This window comes from Pseudomonas reactans (genome assembly GCF_013387025.1).
In the GTDB taxonomy this organism is placed as follows: Bacteria; Pseudomonadota; Gammaproteobacteria; order Pseudomonadales; family Pseudomonadaceae; genus Aquipseudomonas; species Aquipseudomonas reactans.
In genome coordinates this window covers 28,335-44,039 of the sequence record NZ_JACAQP010000013.1, presented here as the reverse complement: position 1 = coordinate 44,039, position 15,705 = coordinate 28,335, and the positions used below count along the sequence as shown (strand labels likewise).

The window sequence follows — 15,705 nt, the reverse complement described above, 5'->3', positions numbered from 1 at the left end:
AGCCAATCCCCGGTGCGGGCGCCAGCTAAGATACTGGGCCCATCAACCCATCACGAGGCAACACACATGGCCAAGCAAGCGCTCATCCTAATCGATATCCAGAACGACTACTTCCCTCACGGCAAGTGGCCACTCGACGGCGTGGACGCCGCAGCAGATAAGGCCGCGCAGGTGCTGCAGGCGTTTCGCCAGGCGGGTGATGCGGTGATTCATGTGCGCCATGAGTTCACCTCCGAGGACGCGCCATTCTTCACGCCGGGTTCCGACGGTGCGCACCTGCACAGCAAAGTGCTGAACGAAGGCAATGAGCCGGTGGTGCTTAAACACTTTGTGAATGCGTTTCGCGAAACCCGCCTGCGCGAACTGCTGGAACAACGCAGCATTACCGACCTGGTGGTGGTCGGCAGCATGAGCCATATGTGCATCGACGCGGTGGTACGTGCAGCAGCGGACCTGGGCTATAAGGTCACAGTGATCCATGACGCCTGCGCCACGCGGGATCTGGAGTTCAATGGCAAGGTGATCCCGGCTGCGCAGGTGCACGACGCTTATATGGCATCACTGGCGTTCGGCTACGCAACCGTCGTATCGACCGATGAGTTCCTCGCCCCCGTGTAGGAGCCGGCTTGCCGGCGATAGCGTGACCACGGCCTACGCAGTGGCAATGATGAACAGGCGCGGAAACGGCAGCAGCACAGTGCCGTCAGCCAGGGCTGGATAGGCCTGAGTAATTCGCGCCTGATATTCCTGCAGGAAGGCAGCTTTTTCGCTGTCGGTCAAAGGGGCGAGGAAGGGTCTCAGGGCCGACGCCTTGAACCACTCCACCACCGCTGCGTGATCCGCCAATGGGTGCTGATAGGTGGTGCGCCATACATCGACGGTACTGCAATGTTTGCTCAGCAGTTCGTAGTAGTAGCTCGCGGTGTGGCGCTCGTTGTGTTTGACCGTTCCGATCTTGGCCGACCATGGCCCCTCAGCCGCGACTTCGCGGGCGAGCCGATGGGCGGGTTCGTCGAGATTGTCCGGGGTTTGCACTGCCAGCGTGCCACCCGGCCCCAACTGGTGGACCAGGTGCGGGTAAAGCGTGGCGTGGTCCGGCAACCATTGCAGGGATGCATTGGCCAGGATCACATCGAAAGCGTGCGCAGGCTTCCAGTCCCCGATATCTGCCAGTTCAAAGTTCAGCGCCGGCAGCCGTTTGCGGGCGTCCACCAGCATGTCATCGGAACTATCCATGCCAGTGACGTGTGCCTGCGGGAAGCGTTCGGCCAGCACTTCGGTGGAGTTGCCGGGGCCGCAGCCCAGATCGACGGCGGTGCGTACGTCAGTGTTTGGAATGGCCGCGACCAGGTCACGGACGGGACGGGTGCGCTGCTGTTCGAACATCGTGTATTGCTTGGCTGACCAGGTCATCACGGCTTTCCTTCTTTTTGAGGTTGGCCACAGCCTAAATCTTGTGAGCCATGAGAACAAATGCCAGGATTGAAGCCCGCCCATACCTGAAAAGTATTCCTATGCTGGAGCTTCGCCAACTCAAGGCCTTCGTTGCCATCGCAGAAGAAGGCTATATCACCCGCGCGGCGGAACGCCTGGGCATGCAGCAGCCACCGTTGACGCGGATGTTGCAAAACCTTGAGGCCGAATTGGGTGTAGTCCTGATGGAGCGCCTGCCCCGTGGCGTTCGCCCCACCACCGCCGGGCTCGCGTTGCTGGATGAGGCGCGGGAAATCCTCGCACAGGCTGAAGGCGTCGCGGATGTAGTCCGCCGTGCCGCACGCGGTGAACGTGGCCGGCTGGCCATCGGCTTCACGAGTTCGGCTGCCTTGCATCCTTTTGTACCGAGTGTGCTGCGGCTGTTTCGCGAAACCTTTGTCGGCGTAACAGTCGTGCTAGAGGAAGCCGGCACCGGCGAGTTGCTGGACGCATTGGTACACGAAAAACTCGACGCGGCGTTTATCCGCTCGCCTCTCAGCGGGACCCAGTCGCTGCAGGACGAACCCATCCTGGTGGAGCCGATGCTGCTGGCGTTGCCCACCGATCATCCGCTGGCGCTTGATGCAGGCTCTCCCCTACCCTTGAAGGCACTGGCGACCGAATCGTTTGTGCTTTATCGCCGACGCGTGGGGCTGGGGTTGTATGACGCGATTCTGGTCGCGTGTCGTGAAGCGGGGTTCAGCCCGCAGGTGGTCCAGGAAGCACCGCGCATGACGGCGACATTGAGCCTGGTGGCGGCAGGACTTGGCGTGTCCATCGTGCCAGCGTCGATGCAGCGGTTGCGCGGGGACGGCATCGTGTATCGGGAGCTGACGGAGTGCCAGAGCCTGGTGGCGCCGCTGCATCTGGCGACGCGGATAGGGGATGCATCGTCGGTGCTCGAGAGATTCCGAGCGTTGGTGATCAGCACGGCTTCAAAAGACGCATCCCATCCCGACACGCCGCCCGCGAAACTGGACTAGTCTTTCGTTTTCGACCCACTCAAGCTCCGCGTTCTGTTGGTCGTCAATGCAGATGCCAGCGCAGTGTCCACGGACGAATTTACTGGCTAACCCCCCATTAAATTCGTTCAAGTTGGAGCTACGCCATGGCTTATCTTAAAACTCGCGAAGGTAACGATCTCTACTACAAGGACTGGGGCAGCGGCCAACCCGTTGTGTTCTGCCACGGATGGCCGCTCAATAGTGATAGTTGGGAATCGCAGATGCTGCATTTCGCCAACAACGGTTTTCGCGCCATTGCACATGACCGCCGAGGGCATGGCCGTTCAAGCCAGCCGTGGGACGGCAATGATATGGACCATTACGCAGATGATTTAGCGGAGCTGATCGAGCATCTGGATCTGACAAATGTAATCCTTTTCGGTTTCTCCACCGGCGGCGGCGAAGTGGCACGCTATATCGCGCGCCATGGCACTGGGCGTGTGGCAAAGTCCGGTTTGATCTGCGCCGTAACGCCATTGATGCTCAAAACCGCCACCAACCCCCAAGGAACACCGATTGAAGTTTTCGACGGCATGCGTGCCGACTCCATCGCCAACCGCTCGCAGCTCTACCTTGATCTGGCCAGCGGTCCATTTTTCGGATTCAACCGGGCGGGCGTCGAACCCTCTCAAGGCTTGATCAACTCATTCTGGATGCAGGGGGTCATGGGCGGGCACAAAAACACTTTTGATAGCATCAAAGCGTTTTCGGAAACCGACTTCCGAGAGGACTTGAAGCATTTCACTATACCCACGCTCATCATCCATGGTGGTGACGATCAAATCGTGCCGATTCAGGCTGCGGCTCTGGAGAGCAAGCGCTTGATTCCACACGCTCAGTTACTGGTGTACGCAGGCGCACCCCATGGGCTAACCGACACGCACAAGCAGCGAGTCAACGGAGATATGTTGCGTTTTGCACAGCTCTGAACCGTTAGCGAAGCAAAAAAAACCGCACGGCCTTCTCGGCGGTACGGTTTTTTAGTTTGCAGCTTTTGGCTTTAATGCACCCTAGAACGGGATATCGTCATCAAAGCTGTCGAAATCCGGAGCCGGCTGCGGAGCGGCCTGCTGTGGCGCTGGACGCGACTCACGCTGTGGCTGCTGGCTTGGCTGCGGACGGGACTGCTGTGGACGCGGTGCCGAGTTGGACATGCCGCCCTGGCCCTGTTGATCGCCCTGTGGACGGCCGCCCAGCAGTTGCATGGTGCCTTGCATGTCGACCACGATTTCAGTGGTGTAACGCTTGATGCCGTCTTTTTCCCACTCGCGGGTTTGCAGCTTGCCTTCGATGTACACCTGCGAACCTTTACGCAGGTACTCGCCAGCGATCTCAGCAACCTTGCCGAACATCGACACACGGTGCCATTCGGTTTTCTCGACCTTCTGGCCGGTTTGCTTGTCGGTCCACTGTTCGCTGGTCGCCAGACTCAGGTTGGTCACGGCGTTACCGTTAGGCAAGTAGCGCACTTCGGGATCCTGGCCGCATGTACCGACCAATATGACTTTGTTAACCCCACGGGCCATAACGTTCTCCTAGGCTGGGCGCGCTGTCGGCACTGGGTTGACCAGTTGCTCAAGCGTCGCGCGATCCAATAATTCGGTGTCCAATTTGATGTAAATGGCCGCCTCTTCCGCGACCACGACTGCATCTGTTACCCCTACGACTGCCTTGAGGCGCTCTACCAGACCGCTTTCGCGGATCGCCTCGGGCGATAGCGGCAAACGCAGGCTTGTGACGTAGGGAGGTTCGCGCATGGTAACAGCAAAGGCCAGCCAAAGTGCAGCCAGCCCGGCGCATCCAAGGAACACAACCGACAAACCGCCATGCTGGAACATCCAGCCCCCCATGATGCCGCCCAGTGCAGAACCGAGGAACTGGCTGGTGGAATACACCCCCATCGCCGTGCCCTTGCCGCCGGCCGGTGAAACTTTGCTGATCAGCGAAGGCAATGAAGCCTCCAGCAGGTTGAACGCGGTGAAAAACACCACCGTGCCGATTACCAGCGCCCGCAGGCTGTCGCCGAACTGCCAGAAGAATAGCTCAGTGAGCATCAGCGTCGTGACGGCGCCGAGCAGGATTCGTTTCATTTTGCGTTTTTTCTCGCCATAGATGATGAACGGGATCATGGCGAAGAACGAAATCAACAGCGCAGTGAGGTAAACCCACCAGTGCTGTTCCTTGGGCAGGCCGGCTTTTTCCACCAAGGCCAGGGGCAAGGCGACGAAGCTGCACATCAGCATCGCGTGTAATACGAAGATACCTAAATCCAGGCGCAGCAGGTCCGGGTGCTTGAGCGTCGGCAAAAGCGCCTTGCGTGCGACGCCCGACTCGCGATGCTGCAGCGTGCCGGTGGAGCGCGGCACCATAAAGGCAACGATCACGATGCCAAACAGCGCCATACCGCCGGTAGCGAGGAACAGCCCGTGCAAGCCAAAGGCACGGGTCAGCAAGGGGCCGACCACCATGGCCACGGCAAACGACAGGCCGATAGTCATGCCGATCATGGCCATGGCCTTGGTGCGGTGTTGTTCGCGGGTCAGGTCCGATAGCAAAGCCATCACTGCGGCGGAAATCGCTCCGGCGCCTTGCAGGATCCGTCCGGCAATCACCCCCCAGATAGAGTCGGATTGAGCCGCGAGCACACTGCCGAGGGCAAACACGATCAGCCCGAGGTAAATCACCGGACGGCGGCCAATGCGGTCGGAAATGATCCCGAACGGAATCTGGAAAATCGCCTGGGTCAGACCGTAGGCGCCAATGGCCAGGCCAATCAATGCGGGGGTCGCGCCTGCGAGATCCATTCCATAGGTCGCCAGCACCGGCAACACCATAAACATGCCCAGCATACGGAAGGCGAACACCAGGGCCAGACCGCTTGCCGCTCGGGTCTCGCCGCTACTCATGCGTTCGCTGTGGGGATCGTGCATGGAAAAACCTCGTGTGAACCGGCGGCGATTCTACCAGTCCCATCGATTGAGAGGGTATATGCGGCGGTTTGCCGCGCAGCTTTCATCTAAGGCTGCAAGCGGCCTTTTGACAGTGTATATTCATCCAGTCTTTAGCCGTATACTCCGGCATTATTTACGCCCGCCGTGCGAGGCCATCTTGGACAAGATCCTGATTCGTGGGGCTAGAACCCACAACCTGAAGAACATCGACCTGACCCTGCCCAGGGACAAACTGATCGTCATCACCGGCTTGTCCGGGTCCGGCAAATCGTCCCTGGCGTTCGACACGCTGTATGCCGAAGGCCAGCGTCGCTATGTGGAATCGCTGTCGGCCTACGCTCGCCAGTTCCTGTCGATGATGGAAAAACCCGACGTCGACACCATTGAAGGCCTGTCGCCGGCGATCTCCATCGAACAGAAGTCGACCTCCCATAACCCGCGATCCACCGTGGGCACCATTACCGAAATCTACGATTACCTGCGCCTGCTGTATGCACGCGTGGGTATTCCGCGTTGCCCGGACCACGACATTCCCCTGGAAGCCCAGACCGTCAGCCAGATGGTCGACCTGGTGCTGGCCCAGCCGGAAGGCGCCAAGCTGATGCTGTTGGCGCCGGTGATCCGCGAGCGCAAGGGTGAACACCTTTCCGTCTTCGAAGAGCTGCGGGCCCAGGGTTTTGTGCGCGCGCGCATCAACGGCAAGCTATATGAGCTGGATGAAGCGCCGAAGCTCGACAAGCAAAAGAAGCATTCGATTGATGTAGTAGTCGATCGCTTCAAGGTGCGCGCCGACCTGCAGCAGCGCCTTGCGGAATCCTTCGAAACCGCTCTGAAGCTGGCCGACGGCATTGCATTGGTTGCACCGATGGACGACGAGCCGGGCGAAGAGATCATCTTCTCCGCGCGCTTTGCTTGCCCCATATGCGGCCACGCCATCAGCGAGCTGGAACCCAAGCTGTTTTCCTTCAACAACCCGGCTGGTGCCTGCCCGACGTGTGATGGCCTGGGCGTGAAGCAGTTCTTCGACATCAAGCGACTGGTCAACGGTGACCTGACGCTGGCGGAGGGCGCGATACGCGGCTGGGACCGGCGCAACGTCTATTACTTCCAGATGCTCGGGTCGTTGGCCTCGCATTACAAGTTCAGCCTGGAAGTGCCGTTCAACCAACTGCCGGCGGATCAGCAGAAAGTGATCCTGCACGGCAGCGGTTCGCAGAACGTCGACTTCAAATACCTGAACGACCGTGGCGATATCGTCAAGCGCTCCCACCCGTTCGAAGGCATCGTGCCGAACCTGGAGCGTCGCTACCGCGAGACCGAGTCGGCCAGTGTGCGCGAAGAGCTGGCGAAATTCCTCAGTACCCAGCCTTGCCCGGATTGCCGCGGCACTCGTCTGCGTCGTGAGGCGCGGCATGTGTGGGTGGGCGAGAAGACCTTGCCGGCGGTGACCAACCTGCCGATCGGGGATGCCTGCGAGTACTTTGGTGTACTCAAGCTGACCGGTCGCCGGGGGGAAATCGCCGACAAGATCCTCAAGGAAATCCGCGAGCGCTTGCAGTTCCTGGTCAACGTGGGTCTGGACTATCTGTCGCTGGATCGCAGTGCCGATACTTTGTCCGGCGGTGAAGCCCAGCGGATTCGCCTGGCCAGCCAGATTGGTGCTGGCCTTGTGGGTGTGTTGTACATCCTCGATGAACCGTCGATTGGCTTGCACCAACGTGACAACGATCGTTTACTGGGTACGCTGAAACACCTGCGGGATATCGGCAACACGGTAATTGTGGTCGAGCACGATGAAGATGCGATCCGCCTGGCGGATTACGTGGTCGATATCGGCCCCGGCGCGGGTGTGCACGGCGGGCATATTGTCGCCGAAGGTACGCCGGCTGAAGTCATGGCTCACCCGGACTCGCTCACCGGTAAGTACTTATCTGGCCGTGTGAAGATCGAAGTGCCGGCCAAACGTACACCGCGTAACAAGAAGCTGGCGCTGCACCTCAAGGGCGCACGCGGCAACAACTTGCGCAATGTCGACCTGGAAATCCCACTGGGCCTGCTGACGTGTGTGACCGGCGTTTCCGGCTCGGGTAAATCGACGCTGATCAACAATACGTTGTTCCCCTTGAGTGCCACCGCCCTGAATGGCGCGACCACCTTGGAAGCGGCAGCCCACGACAGTATCAAAGGCCTGGAACACCTGGATAAGGTGGTCGATATCGACCAGAGCCCGATTGGCCGAACGCCACGTTCCAACCCGGCGACCTACACCGGCTTGTTCACCCCCATCCGTGAACTGTTTGCCGGGGTTCCGGAATCCCGCTCACGGGGTTACGGGCCGGGCCGGTTCTCGTTCAACGTCAAGGGCGGGCGCTGTGAAGCGTGCCAGGGCGATGGCTTGATCAAGGTGGAGATGCACTTCCTCCCGGACATCTACGTGCCGTGCGACGTGTGCAAGAGCAAGCGCTACAACCGCGAGACCCTGGAGATCAAGTACAAGGGCAAGAGCATCCACGAAACCCTGGAGATGACCATCGAGGAAGCACGGGTGTTCTTCGACGCGGTCCCGGCGTTGGCGCGCAAGCTGCAAACACTGATGGACGTGGGCTTGTCCTACATCAAACTGGGGCAGTCGGCGACCACGCTGTCGGGGGGTGAAGCGCAGCGGGTGAAGTTGTCTCGCGAGCTGTCCAAGCGCGACACCGGCAAGACTCTGTATATCCTTGATGAGCCGACCACCGGCCTGCACTTCGCGGATATCCAGCAATTGCTGGACGTGCTGCACCGCCTGCGCGACCACGGTAATACCGTAGTGGTGATCGAGCACAACCTTGATGTGATCAAGACGGCCGATTGGCTGGTAGACCTGGGGCCGGAAGGCGGCTCCAAAGGTGGCCAGATCATTGCCGTGGGCACACCGGAGCAAGTCTCCGAAATGCCGCAGTCGCACACCGGCTACTACTTGAAACCATTGTTGGAACGCGACCGGGCCTGACTTTTTCGGGCCCAATGAAAAGCCCCTGTCACTTTGCGGTGACAGGGGCTTTTTTGTAGCCGGGAATCAGAACTGCGATTGCAGGTAATTCTCCAGGCCAATCAGCTTGATCAGGCCCAACTGCTTTTCCAGCCAGTAAGTGTGATCTTCTTCGGTGTCATTCAACTGTACACGCAGGATTTCCCGGGTGACATAGTCGTTGTGCTGCTCACAGAGCTCGATGCCTTTGCAGAGCGCGGCACGGACCTTGTACTCGAGGCGCAGGTCGGCAGCGAGCATGTCAGGCACCGTAGTACCCACATCCAGATCATCAGGACGCATACGCGGCGTGCCTTCGAGCATGAGGATACGGCGCATCAGTGCGTCGGCGTGCTGTGCCTCTTCTTCCATCTCGTGGTTGATACGCTCGTAGAGCTCGGTAAAGCCCCAGTCTTCGTACATGCGCGAATGGATGAAATATTGGTCACGAGCAGCCAGTTCGCCCGTCAGCAACGTGTTGAGGTAATCGATTACGTCGGGGTGACCTTGCATCGCCCTACATCTCCCTGCTTGAAAGTCTGTAGTTTGAACCATGATGACTTGAAGGTCACGGGATCAACGGCAGAAAAGTGATGCTTTTCGGAGAAAAGTAGCTGAAATAACGCAAAAACCGCCCAAATGAGGGCGGTTCTGCTTATCGTTTAGAGTCAGTTAAGCGATACACCCAATGCCTTTGCGATTGCTTCTCCATAAGCCGGATCGGCCTTGTAGAAGTGCTGCAGTTGGCGCTGAACCACGTCACTGGAAACGCCACCCATCGCACCGGCAATGTTGTTGGTGAGCAAAGCTTTCTGCTCATCGTTCATCAGGCGGAACAGCGCACCGGCGTGGCTGTAGTAATCGGTGTCTTCGCGGTGATCGTAGCGGTCAGCCGCGCCATTCAGGGCCAATGCAGGCTCCGCATACTGGGGTGCTTGCTTCGGTGCATCGGCGTAGCTGTTTGGCTCGTAGTTAGGCGCCGCGCCACCGTTGCTGCCAAAGGCCATCGAACCATCACGCTGGTAGCTATTCACCTGGTTACGCGGGGCATTCACCGGCAGTTGCTGGTGATTGGTGCCAACGCGATAGCGGTGGGCATCGGCGTACGCGAAAACACGACCTTGAAGCATGCGGTCTGGCGACAGGCCGACGCCTGGAACCATGTTGCTTGGGCCAAAGGCAGCTTGTTCCACTTCAGCGAAGTAGTTCTGCGGGTTACGGTTCAGCTCCAACTCACCGACCTCGATCAGCGGGAACTCCTTCTGCGACCAGGTTTTGGTCACATCGAAAGGGTTCTCGTAATGAGCGTTGGCCTGGGCCTCGGTCATGATCTGGATGCATACGCGCCATTTCGGGAAATCACCGCGTTCGATCGCACCGAACAGATCGCGCTGCGCGTAATCTGGGTCAGTACCGGCCAGGCGTGCAGCTTCAGCCGGCGCCAGGTTTTTGATGCCCTGCTTGGTCTTGTAGTGCCACTTGACCCAGTGACGCTCACCTTTGGCGTTGATCAGGCTGTAGGTGTGACTGCCGAAGCCGTGCATGTGGCGGTAGCCGTCAGGGATGCCACGGTCCGAGAACAGGATAGTGACCTGGTGCAGCGCCTCAGGGGAATGCGACCAGAAGTCCCACATCATTTGCGCGCTTTTCAGATTGCTTTGCGGCAAGCGCTTCTGGGTGTGAATGAAGTCCGGGAACTTCAAAGGATCGCGAATGAAGAACACAGGGGTGTTGTTACCCACAATGTCCCAGTTGCCTTCTTCGGTGTAGAACTTCAAAGCGAAACCGCGTGGATCGCGCTCGGTATCAGCCGAACCACGCTCACCGCCAACGGTGGAGAACCGCAGGAAGGTTGGGGTTTGCTTGCCAACGGACTCGAACAGCTTGGCGCTGGTGTATTGCGTGATATCTGTAGTGACCGTGAAAGTACCGTAAGCACCCGAGCCCTTGGCGTGCACACGACGCTCGGGAATGTTTTCACGGTTGAAGTGAGCGAGCTTCTCGATCAGGTGAAAATCGTCGAGCAGCAACGGGCCACGCGGGCCGGCGGAACGGGAATTCTGGTTGTTCGCAACGGGGGCGCCGCTGGCGGTGGTAAGGATTTTATTCTGGCTCATGCTCAATTTCCCTCAGGTCGGACTTGGAACTGCCGGCTAATCGGCTTGGAAGGAGTATTGATCATCAACATGACGTCTACAAATTCATTAAATTGTAGGCATCAATAGATATTTTCTACCGAACCCTCCAACCCCCATAGTGCCGAGCACAACCCACGGAAGCTTGTATCAAGCGCGCTTTTGTTACAGGCACAAAAAACCGGGCACTAGGCCCGGTTCTTCGATGCAGCTTGTCGTCTTACTCGGCGCTTACAGCTTCGCCGGCAGTAGCACGATCAACCAACTCGACGTACGCCATAGGCGCGTTGTCGCCAGCGCGGAAACCGCACTTGAGGATGCGCAGGTAGCCACCCTCACGGGTAGCGTAACGCTTGCCCAGGTCGTTGAAGAGCTTACCAACGATAGCTTTCGAACGAGTACGGTCGAAAGCCAGACGGCGGTTAGCCAGGCTGTCTGTCTTGGCCAAAGTGATCAGCGGCTCAGCAACGCGACGCAGTTCTTTAGCTTTCGGCAGTGTAGTTTTGATCAGCTCGTGCTCGAACAGCGACACCGCCATGTTTTGGAACATGGCCTTGCGGTGCGAGCTGGTACGGCTCAGGTGACGACCACTTTTACGATGACGCATGGTTCATTCCTTACCAAACTCACGTTCGGTGATTACGACGATCAGGCAGTCGCCTTGTCGTCCTTCTTAAGACTTGCAGGCGGCCAGTTGTCGAGGCGCATGCCGAGGGACAGACCGCGGGAGGCCAGAACGTCCTTGATTTCAGTCAAGGATTTCTTGCCCAGGTTCGGAGTCTTCAACAGTTCTACTTCGGTACGCTGAATCAGGTCGCCGATGTAGTAAATGTTTTCCGCCTTAAGGCAGTTAGCCGAACGTACAGTCAGTTCCAGATCGTCAACCGGGCGAAGCAGGATCGGATCGATCTCGTCTTCCTGCTCGATTACCACTGGTTCGCTGTCACCTTTGAGGTCGACGAACGCAGCCAACTGCTGTTGCAGGATGGTTGCAGCGCGGCGGATAGCCTCTTCAGGATCCAGAGTACCGTTGGTTTCCAGATCAATAACCAGCTTGTCCAGGTTAGTACGCTGTTCGACACGGGCGTTTTCCACCACGTATGCGATACGGCGAACCGGGCTGAACGAAGAGTCAAGCTGCAAGCGACCAATGCTGCGGCTTTCGTCTTCATCGCTCTGACGCGAGTCGGCCGGTTCATAACCACGACCACGAGCTACGGTGAGCTTCATGTTCAGGGCGCCGTTAGACGCCAGGTTAGCGATTACGTGATCGGGGTTAACGATCTCGACATCATGATCCAGCTGAATATCGGCAGCGGTAACCACCCCCGAACCCTTCTTCGACAAGGTCAGCGTAACTTCGTCACGGCCGTGCAGCTTGATAGCCAGACCTTTAAGGTTCAACAGGATTTCAATTACGTCTTCCTGTACACCTTCGATGGCGCTGTACTCGTGGAGCACACCGTCAATCTCGGCCTCGACTACTGCACAGCCGGGCATTGAGGACAACAGGATGCGGCGCAGCGCGTTGCCCAGGGTGTGGCCAAAACCACGCTCGAGAGGCTCGAGAGTAATTTTGGCGCGGGTTGGACTGACAACCTGCACATCAATATGGCGGGGTGTCAGGAACTCATTTACCGAAATCTGCATGGATGCACCTATTTTCTAGCCCTTACTTGGAGTAGAGCTCGACAATCAGGCTTTCGTTGATGTCGGCGGACAGATCACTGCGAGCAGGAACGTTCTTGAAAACGCCCGACTTCTTCTCAGTGTCTACTTCTACCCATTCTACGCGGCCACGTTGGGCACACAGATCGAGAGCTTGGACAATGCGAAGTTGGTTTTTTGCTTTCTCGCGAACTGCGACCACGTCACCAGCACGAACCTGGTAGGACGGAACGTTTACGGTCTGACCGTTAACGCTGATCGACTTGTGCGATACCAGCTGACGGGATTCGGCACGAGTCGAACCAAAGCCCATACGGTATACAACGTTGTCCAGACGGCATTCGAGCAGTTGCAGCAGGTTTTCACCGGTTGCACCTTTCTTGCCAGCAGCTTCTTTGTAGTAGCCGCTGAACTGACGCTCGAGAACGCCGTAGATACGACGGACCTTCTGCTTTTCACGCAGTTGGGTGCCGTAATCGGACTGGCGACCGCGGCGTTGGCCGTGGATACCAGGTGCTGCTTCAATGTTGCACTTCGATTCGATCGCGCGCACGCCGCTCTTCAGGAAGAGATCGGTGCCTTCGCGACGAGCGAGTTTGCATTTTGGACCAATGTAACGAGCCATTCTTTACAATCTCCTGGATTACACGCGGCGCTTCTTCGGCGGACGGCACCCGTTGTGCGGGATTGGCGTCACGTCGGTGATGCTGGCGATCTTATAGCCACAGCCGTTCAAAGCACGGACAGCAGACTCACGACCTGGACCTGGACCCTTGACGTTAACGTCGAGGTTTTTCAGGCCATATTCCAGCGCAGCTTGACCAGCACGTTCAGCAGCTACTTGAGCAGCAAACGGGGTGGACTTGCGGGAACCGCGGAAACCCGAACCACCGGAGGTAGCCCAAGAAAGCGCGTTACCTTGACGGTCGGTGATGGTCACGATTGTGTTGTTAAAAGAAGCATGGATGTGGGCGATGCCATCAACCACTGTCTTTTTAACTTTTTTACGAGGACGAGCAGCAGGTTTTGCCATGATAATTTTCCTGTCGATTCGCTGGGGCGATTACTTGCGGATCGGCTTACGCGGACCTTTACGGGTACGCGCGTTAGTCTTGGTACGCTGACCGCGTACTGGAAGACCACGACGATGACGCAGACCGCGATAGCAACCGAGGTCCATCAAACGCTTGATTTTCATGTTGATTTCGCGACGCAGGTCACCTTCAGTGGTGAACTTCGCCACTTCGCCACGCAGCTGTTCAATCTGCTCGTCGCTCAGATCCTTGATCTTAGCGGCTGGGTTTACCCCAGCAACTGCGCAAATTTTCTGCGCAGTAGTGCGACCAACACCATAGATGTAGGTCAGCGAGATAACAGTGTGCTTGTTATCTGGAATGTTAACGCCTGCAATACGGGCCATTCAGTGGGACTCCAATTGACAGCTACCTACGCCCCGGAAGCCAAGAAATAGGGCGCGAGATAATATCGCTGTAATAACAAATAATCAACCCGGCAGCGCACTAGCTGCCGGGCTTCAAGCGGATCACACTCAGCCTTGGCGCTGTTTGTGACGCGGTTCCGCGCTGCAAATTACTCGAACAACACCTTCGCGGCGAATAATCTTGCAGTTACGGCACAGCTTTTTCACCGATGCACGAACTTTCATCACCAACTCCTCGAACCTTATGGGGTACTCAGCGCAACATGCCGCTGCCGTAGCCCTTCAGGTTGGCTTTCTTCATCAGGGATTCGTACTGGTGCGAAACGAGGTGCGATTGTACTTGGGACATGAAGTCCATCACAACCACGACCACGATCAGCAACGAGGTCCCGCCAAGGTAGAACGGAACGTTTGCTGCAACCACCAGGAACTGGGGCAACAAGCACACGGCCGTCATATATAGAGCACCGAACAGGGTCAAACGAGTCAGAACGCCATCAATGTAGCGTGCAGACTGCTCACCTGGACGGATGCCCGGAATAAAGGCACCGGACTTCTTCAGGTTTTCCGCTACGTCTTTCGGATTGAACATCAACGCCGTATAGAAGAAGCAGAAGAAAATAATCCCTGCACTAAACAGCAGAATATTCAACGGCTGACCAGGAGCGATCGACTGAGAGAGGTCCTGCAGCCAGCCCATGTTTTCGGACTGACCAAACCAGGTACCCAACGAAGCCGGAAACAGCAAAATGCTGCTCGCGAAAATTGCCGGAATAACACCGGCCATATTCACTTTCAGCGGCAAGTGGCTGGTCTGCGCAGCAAAGACCTTGCGGCCCTGCTGACGCTTGGCGTAGTGAACAGCAATACGACGCTGGCCACGCTCAATGAACACCACAAAACCGATAATCGCTACTGCCAGCAAACCGATGGCAACCAGGGCGAAAATGTTGATATCACCCTGACGTGCAGACTCGAAAGACTGCCCAATCGCTCTCGGAAGACCGGCGACGATACCTGCGAAAATCAACATCGAGATACCGTTGCCAACACCACGCTCAGTAATCTGCTCACCCAGCCACATCATGAACATCGCACCAGCCACAAATGTGGATACCGCGACGAAATGGAAGCCAAAGTCACCAGTGAACGCAACGCCCTGCCCTGCCAGGCCAACGGACATGCCGATAGCTTGAACCAGGGCGAGGACGACAGTGCCGTAGCGGGTGTACTGGCTAATCTTGCGACGGCCAGCTTCACCTTCCTTCTTCAACTGCTCCAGCTGCGGGCTGACGGCGGTCATCAGCTGCATGATGATCGATGCCGAAATATACGGCATGATCCCCAATGCAAAGATGCTCATCCGTTCCAGCGCGCCGCCGGAAAACATGTTGAACAAGCTAAGAATGGTCCCCTCATTCTGTCGAAACAGGTCTGCGAGTCGGTCCGGGTTGATACCTGGAACCGGGATGTGTGCGCCTATTCGGTAGACGATAATCGCCAGGAACAGAAAACGCAGACGAGCCCAAAGTTCAGACATACCGCCTTTGCCGAGCGCTGAGAGAGCACCTTGCTTAGCCATTTATTCCTCGAACTTGCCGCCAGCTGCTTCGATAGCCGAACGCGCACCTTTGGTGGCGCCGATTCCCTTGCCGATAGTGACAGCGCGAGTCACTTCACCGGACAGCATGATTTTCACACGCTGTACGTTGACGTTGATCACGTTGGCATCTTTCAGGGTCTGCACAGTAACGATGTCGCCTTCCACTTTAGCCAGCTCGGACAGACGCACTTCTGCGCGGTCCATGGCCTTCAGGGATACGAAACCGAACTTAGGCAGGCGACGATGCAGCGGCTGTTGACCGCCTTCAAAGCCTGGAGCGATGGTGCCACCGGAGCGGGAGGTTTGACCTTTGTGGCCACGGCCACCAGTCTTACCCAAACCGCTACCGATACCACGGCCCGGACGATGCTTTTCGCGACGGGAACCCGGCGCTGGACTCAGATCATTGAGTTTCATCGA

General features: G+C 57.6%; 17 protein-coding genes. 4 read left to right on the top strand and 13 right to left on the bottom strand.

Translation table 11 applies throughout. The features are described 5' to 3' along the window. Positions 1-66: 66 nt before the first annotated feature. Positions 67-618, top strand: coding sequence for a cysteine hydrolase family protein (locus HX793_RS15295; RefSeq protein WP_177053715.1), 552 nt, complete (start codon positions 67-69; stop codon positions 616-618). A 33-nt stretch (positions 619-651) separates the two neighbouring features. Here the strand turns inward: HX793_RS15295 and tam are convergent, their stop codons facing one another. Next, positions 652-1,413 carry a trans-aconitate 2-methyltransferase gene (gene tam, locus HX793_RS15290; RefSeq protein WP_177053716.1) on the bottom strand — a complete coding sequence of 254 codons (762 nt, stop codon included), beginning with the start codon at positions 1,411-1,413 and terminating at the stop codon, positions 652-654. A 101-nt stretch (positions 1,414-1,514) separates the two neighbouring features. Here tam and HX793_RS15285 point away from each other — a divergent pair, with 101 nt between their 5' ends. Together HX793_RS15285 and HX793_RS15280 are read left to right on the top strand one after the other, a co-directional pair. Continuing rightward, positions 1,515-2,456, top strand: coding sequence for a LysR family transcriptional regulator (locus HX793_RS15285; RefSeq protein WP_016978516.1), 942 nt, complete (start codon positions 1,515-1,517; stop codon positions 2,454-2,456). 125 nt (positions 2,457-2,581) lie between these two features. Continuing rightward, positions 2,582-3,406: an alpha/beta fold hydrolase gene (locus tag HX793_RS15280; protein ID WP_177095318.1), complete on the top strand. Its 825-nt coding sequence runs from the start codon at positions 2,582-2,584 to the stop codon at positions 3,404-3,406. Positions 3,407-3,487: 81 nt separating this feature from the next. Here HX793_RS15280 and HX793_RS15275 read toward each other — a convergent pair whose 3' ends face one another. Beyond that, the gene (locus tag HX793_RS15275) at positions 3,488-4,003 is read right to left on the bottom strand and encodes a single-stranded DNA-binding protein (protein ID WP_003232445.1); all 516 of its coding nucleotides are present in this window, start codon (positions 4,001-4,003) and stop codon (positions 3,488-3,490) included. A 9-nt stretch (positions 4,004-4,012) separates the two neighbouring features. Further along, positions 4,013-5,407 (bottom strand): MFS transporter, encoded by a 1,395-nt coding sequence (locus HX793_RS15270; RefSeq protein ID WP_010206876.1) that lies wholly within the window; start codon positions 5,405-5,407, stop codon positions 4,013-4,015. A gap of 178 nt (positions 5,408-5,585) precedes the next feature. Between HX793_RS15270 and uvrA the strand changes: the two genes are divergently transcribed. Then, positions 5,586-8,420, top strand: a complete 2,835-nt coding sequence (gene uvrA / locus HX793_RS15265; protein ID WP_033900046.1) for an excinuclease ABC subunit UvrA — start codon at positions 5,586-5,588, stop codon at positions 8,418-8,420. Positions 8,421-8,486: 66 nt separating this feature from the next. On the opposite strand, the gene bfr is transcribed toward uvrA, so the two are convergent. The 10 genes from bfr to rplO all read right to left on the bottom strand — a co-directional run bounded on the left by bfr (position 8,487) and on the right by rplO (position 15,702). Further along, positions 8,487-8,951 carry a bacterioferritin gene (gene bfr, locus HX793_RS15260; RefSeq protein ID WP_003176400.1) on the bottom strand — a complete coding sequence of 155 codons (465 nt, stop codon included), beginning with the start codon at positions 8,949-8,951 and terminating at the stop codon, positions 8,487-8,489. A gap of 155 nt (positions 8,952-9,106) precedes the next feature. Next, the gene (locus HX793_RS15255) at positions 9,107-10,555 is read right to left on the bottom strand and encodes a catalase (RefSeq protein WP_177095320.1); all 1,449 of its coding nucleotides are present in this window, start codon (positions 10,553-10,555) and stop codon (positions 9,107-9,109) included. Positions 10,556-10,793: 238 nt separating this feature from the next. After that, entirely contained in the window at positions 10,794-11,180 is a 387-nt protein-coding gene (rplQ, locus tag HX793_RS15250) for a 50S ribosomal protein L17 (RefSeq protein WP_003176402.1), read from the bottom strand. A gap of 41 nt (positions 11,181-11,221) precedes the next feature. After that, positions 11,222-12,223 (bottom strand): DNA-directed RNA polymerase subunit alpha, encoded by a 1,002-nt coding sequence (locus tag HX793_RS15245; RefSeq protein WP_003176403.1) that lies wholly within the window; start codon positions 12,221-12,223, stop codon positions 11,222-11,224. Positions 12,224-12,245: 22 nt separating this feature from the next. Beyond that, a complete protein-coding gene (gene rpsD / locus HX793_RS15240; RefSeq protein WP_003176404.1) occupies positions 12,246-12,866 on the bottom strand; it encodes a 30S ribosomal protein S4 in 621 nt (206 codons plus the stop codon). An 18-nt stretch (positions 12,867-12,884) separates the two neighbouring features. Next, positions 12,885-13,274, bottom strand: a complete 390-nt coding sequence (gene rpsK, locus HX793_RS15235; RefSeq protein ID WP_002555466.1) for a 30S ribosomal protein S11 — start codon at positions 13,272-13,274, stop codon at positions 12,885-12,887. Between the two features lie 30 nt (positions 13,275-13,304). Further along, a complete protein-coding gene (rpsM, locus tag HX793_RS15230; protein WP_003194635.1) occupies positions 13,305-13,661 on the bottom strand; it encodes a 30S ribosomal protein S13 in 357 nt (118 codons plus the stop codon). Between the two features lie 129 nt (positions 13,662-13,790). Continuing rightward, complete coding sequence (gene rpmJ, locus HX793_RS15225) at positions 13,791-13,907, bottom strand: 50S ribosomal protein L36 (RefSeq protein ID WP_002555468.1); 117 nt, start codon at positions 13,905-13,907, stop codon at positions 13,791-13,793. A gap of 28 nt (positions 13,908-13,935) precedes the next feature. Next, on the bottom strand, positions 13,936-15,264 hold the full coding sequence (gene secY / locus HX793_RS15220) for a preprotein translocase subunit SecY (RefSeq protein WP_003194637.1): 1,329 nt from the start codon (positions 15,262-15,264) through the stop codon (positions 13,936-13,938). Further along, positions 15,265-15,702 carry a 50S ribosomal protein L15 gene (gene rplO, locus HX793_RS15215; RefSeq protein WP_003176407.1) on the bottom strand — a complete coding sequence of 146 codons (438 nt, stop codon included), beginning with the start codon at positions 15,700-15,702 and terminating at the stop codon, positions 15,265-15,267. Positions 15,703-15,705 lie beyond the last annotated feature (3 nt).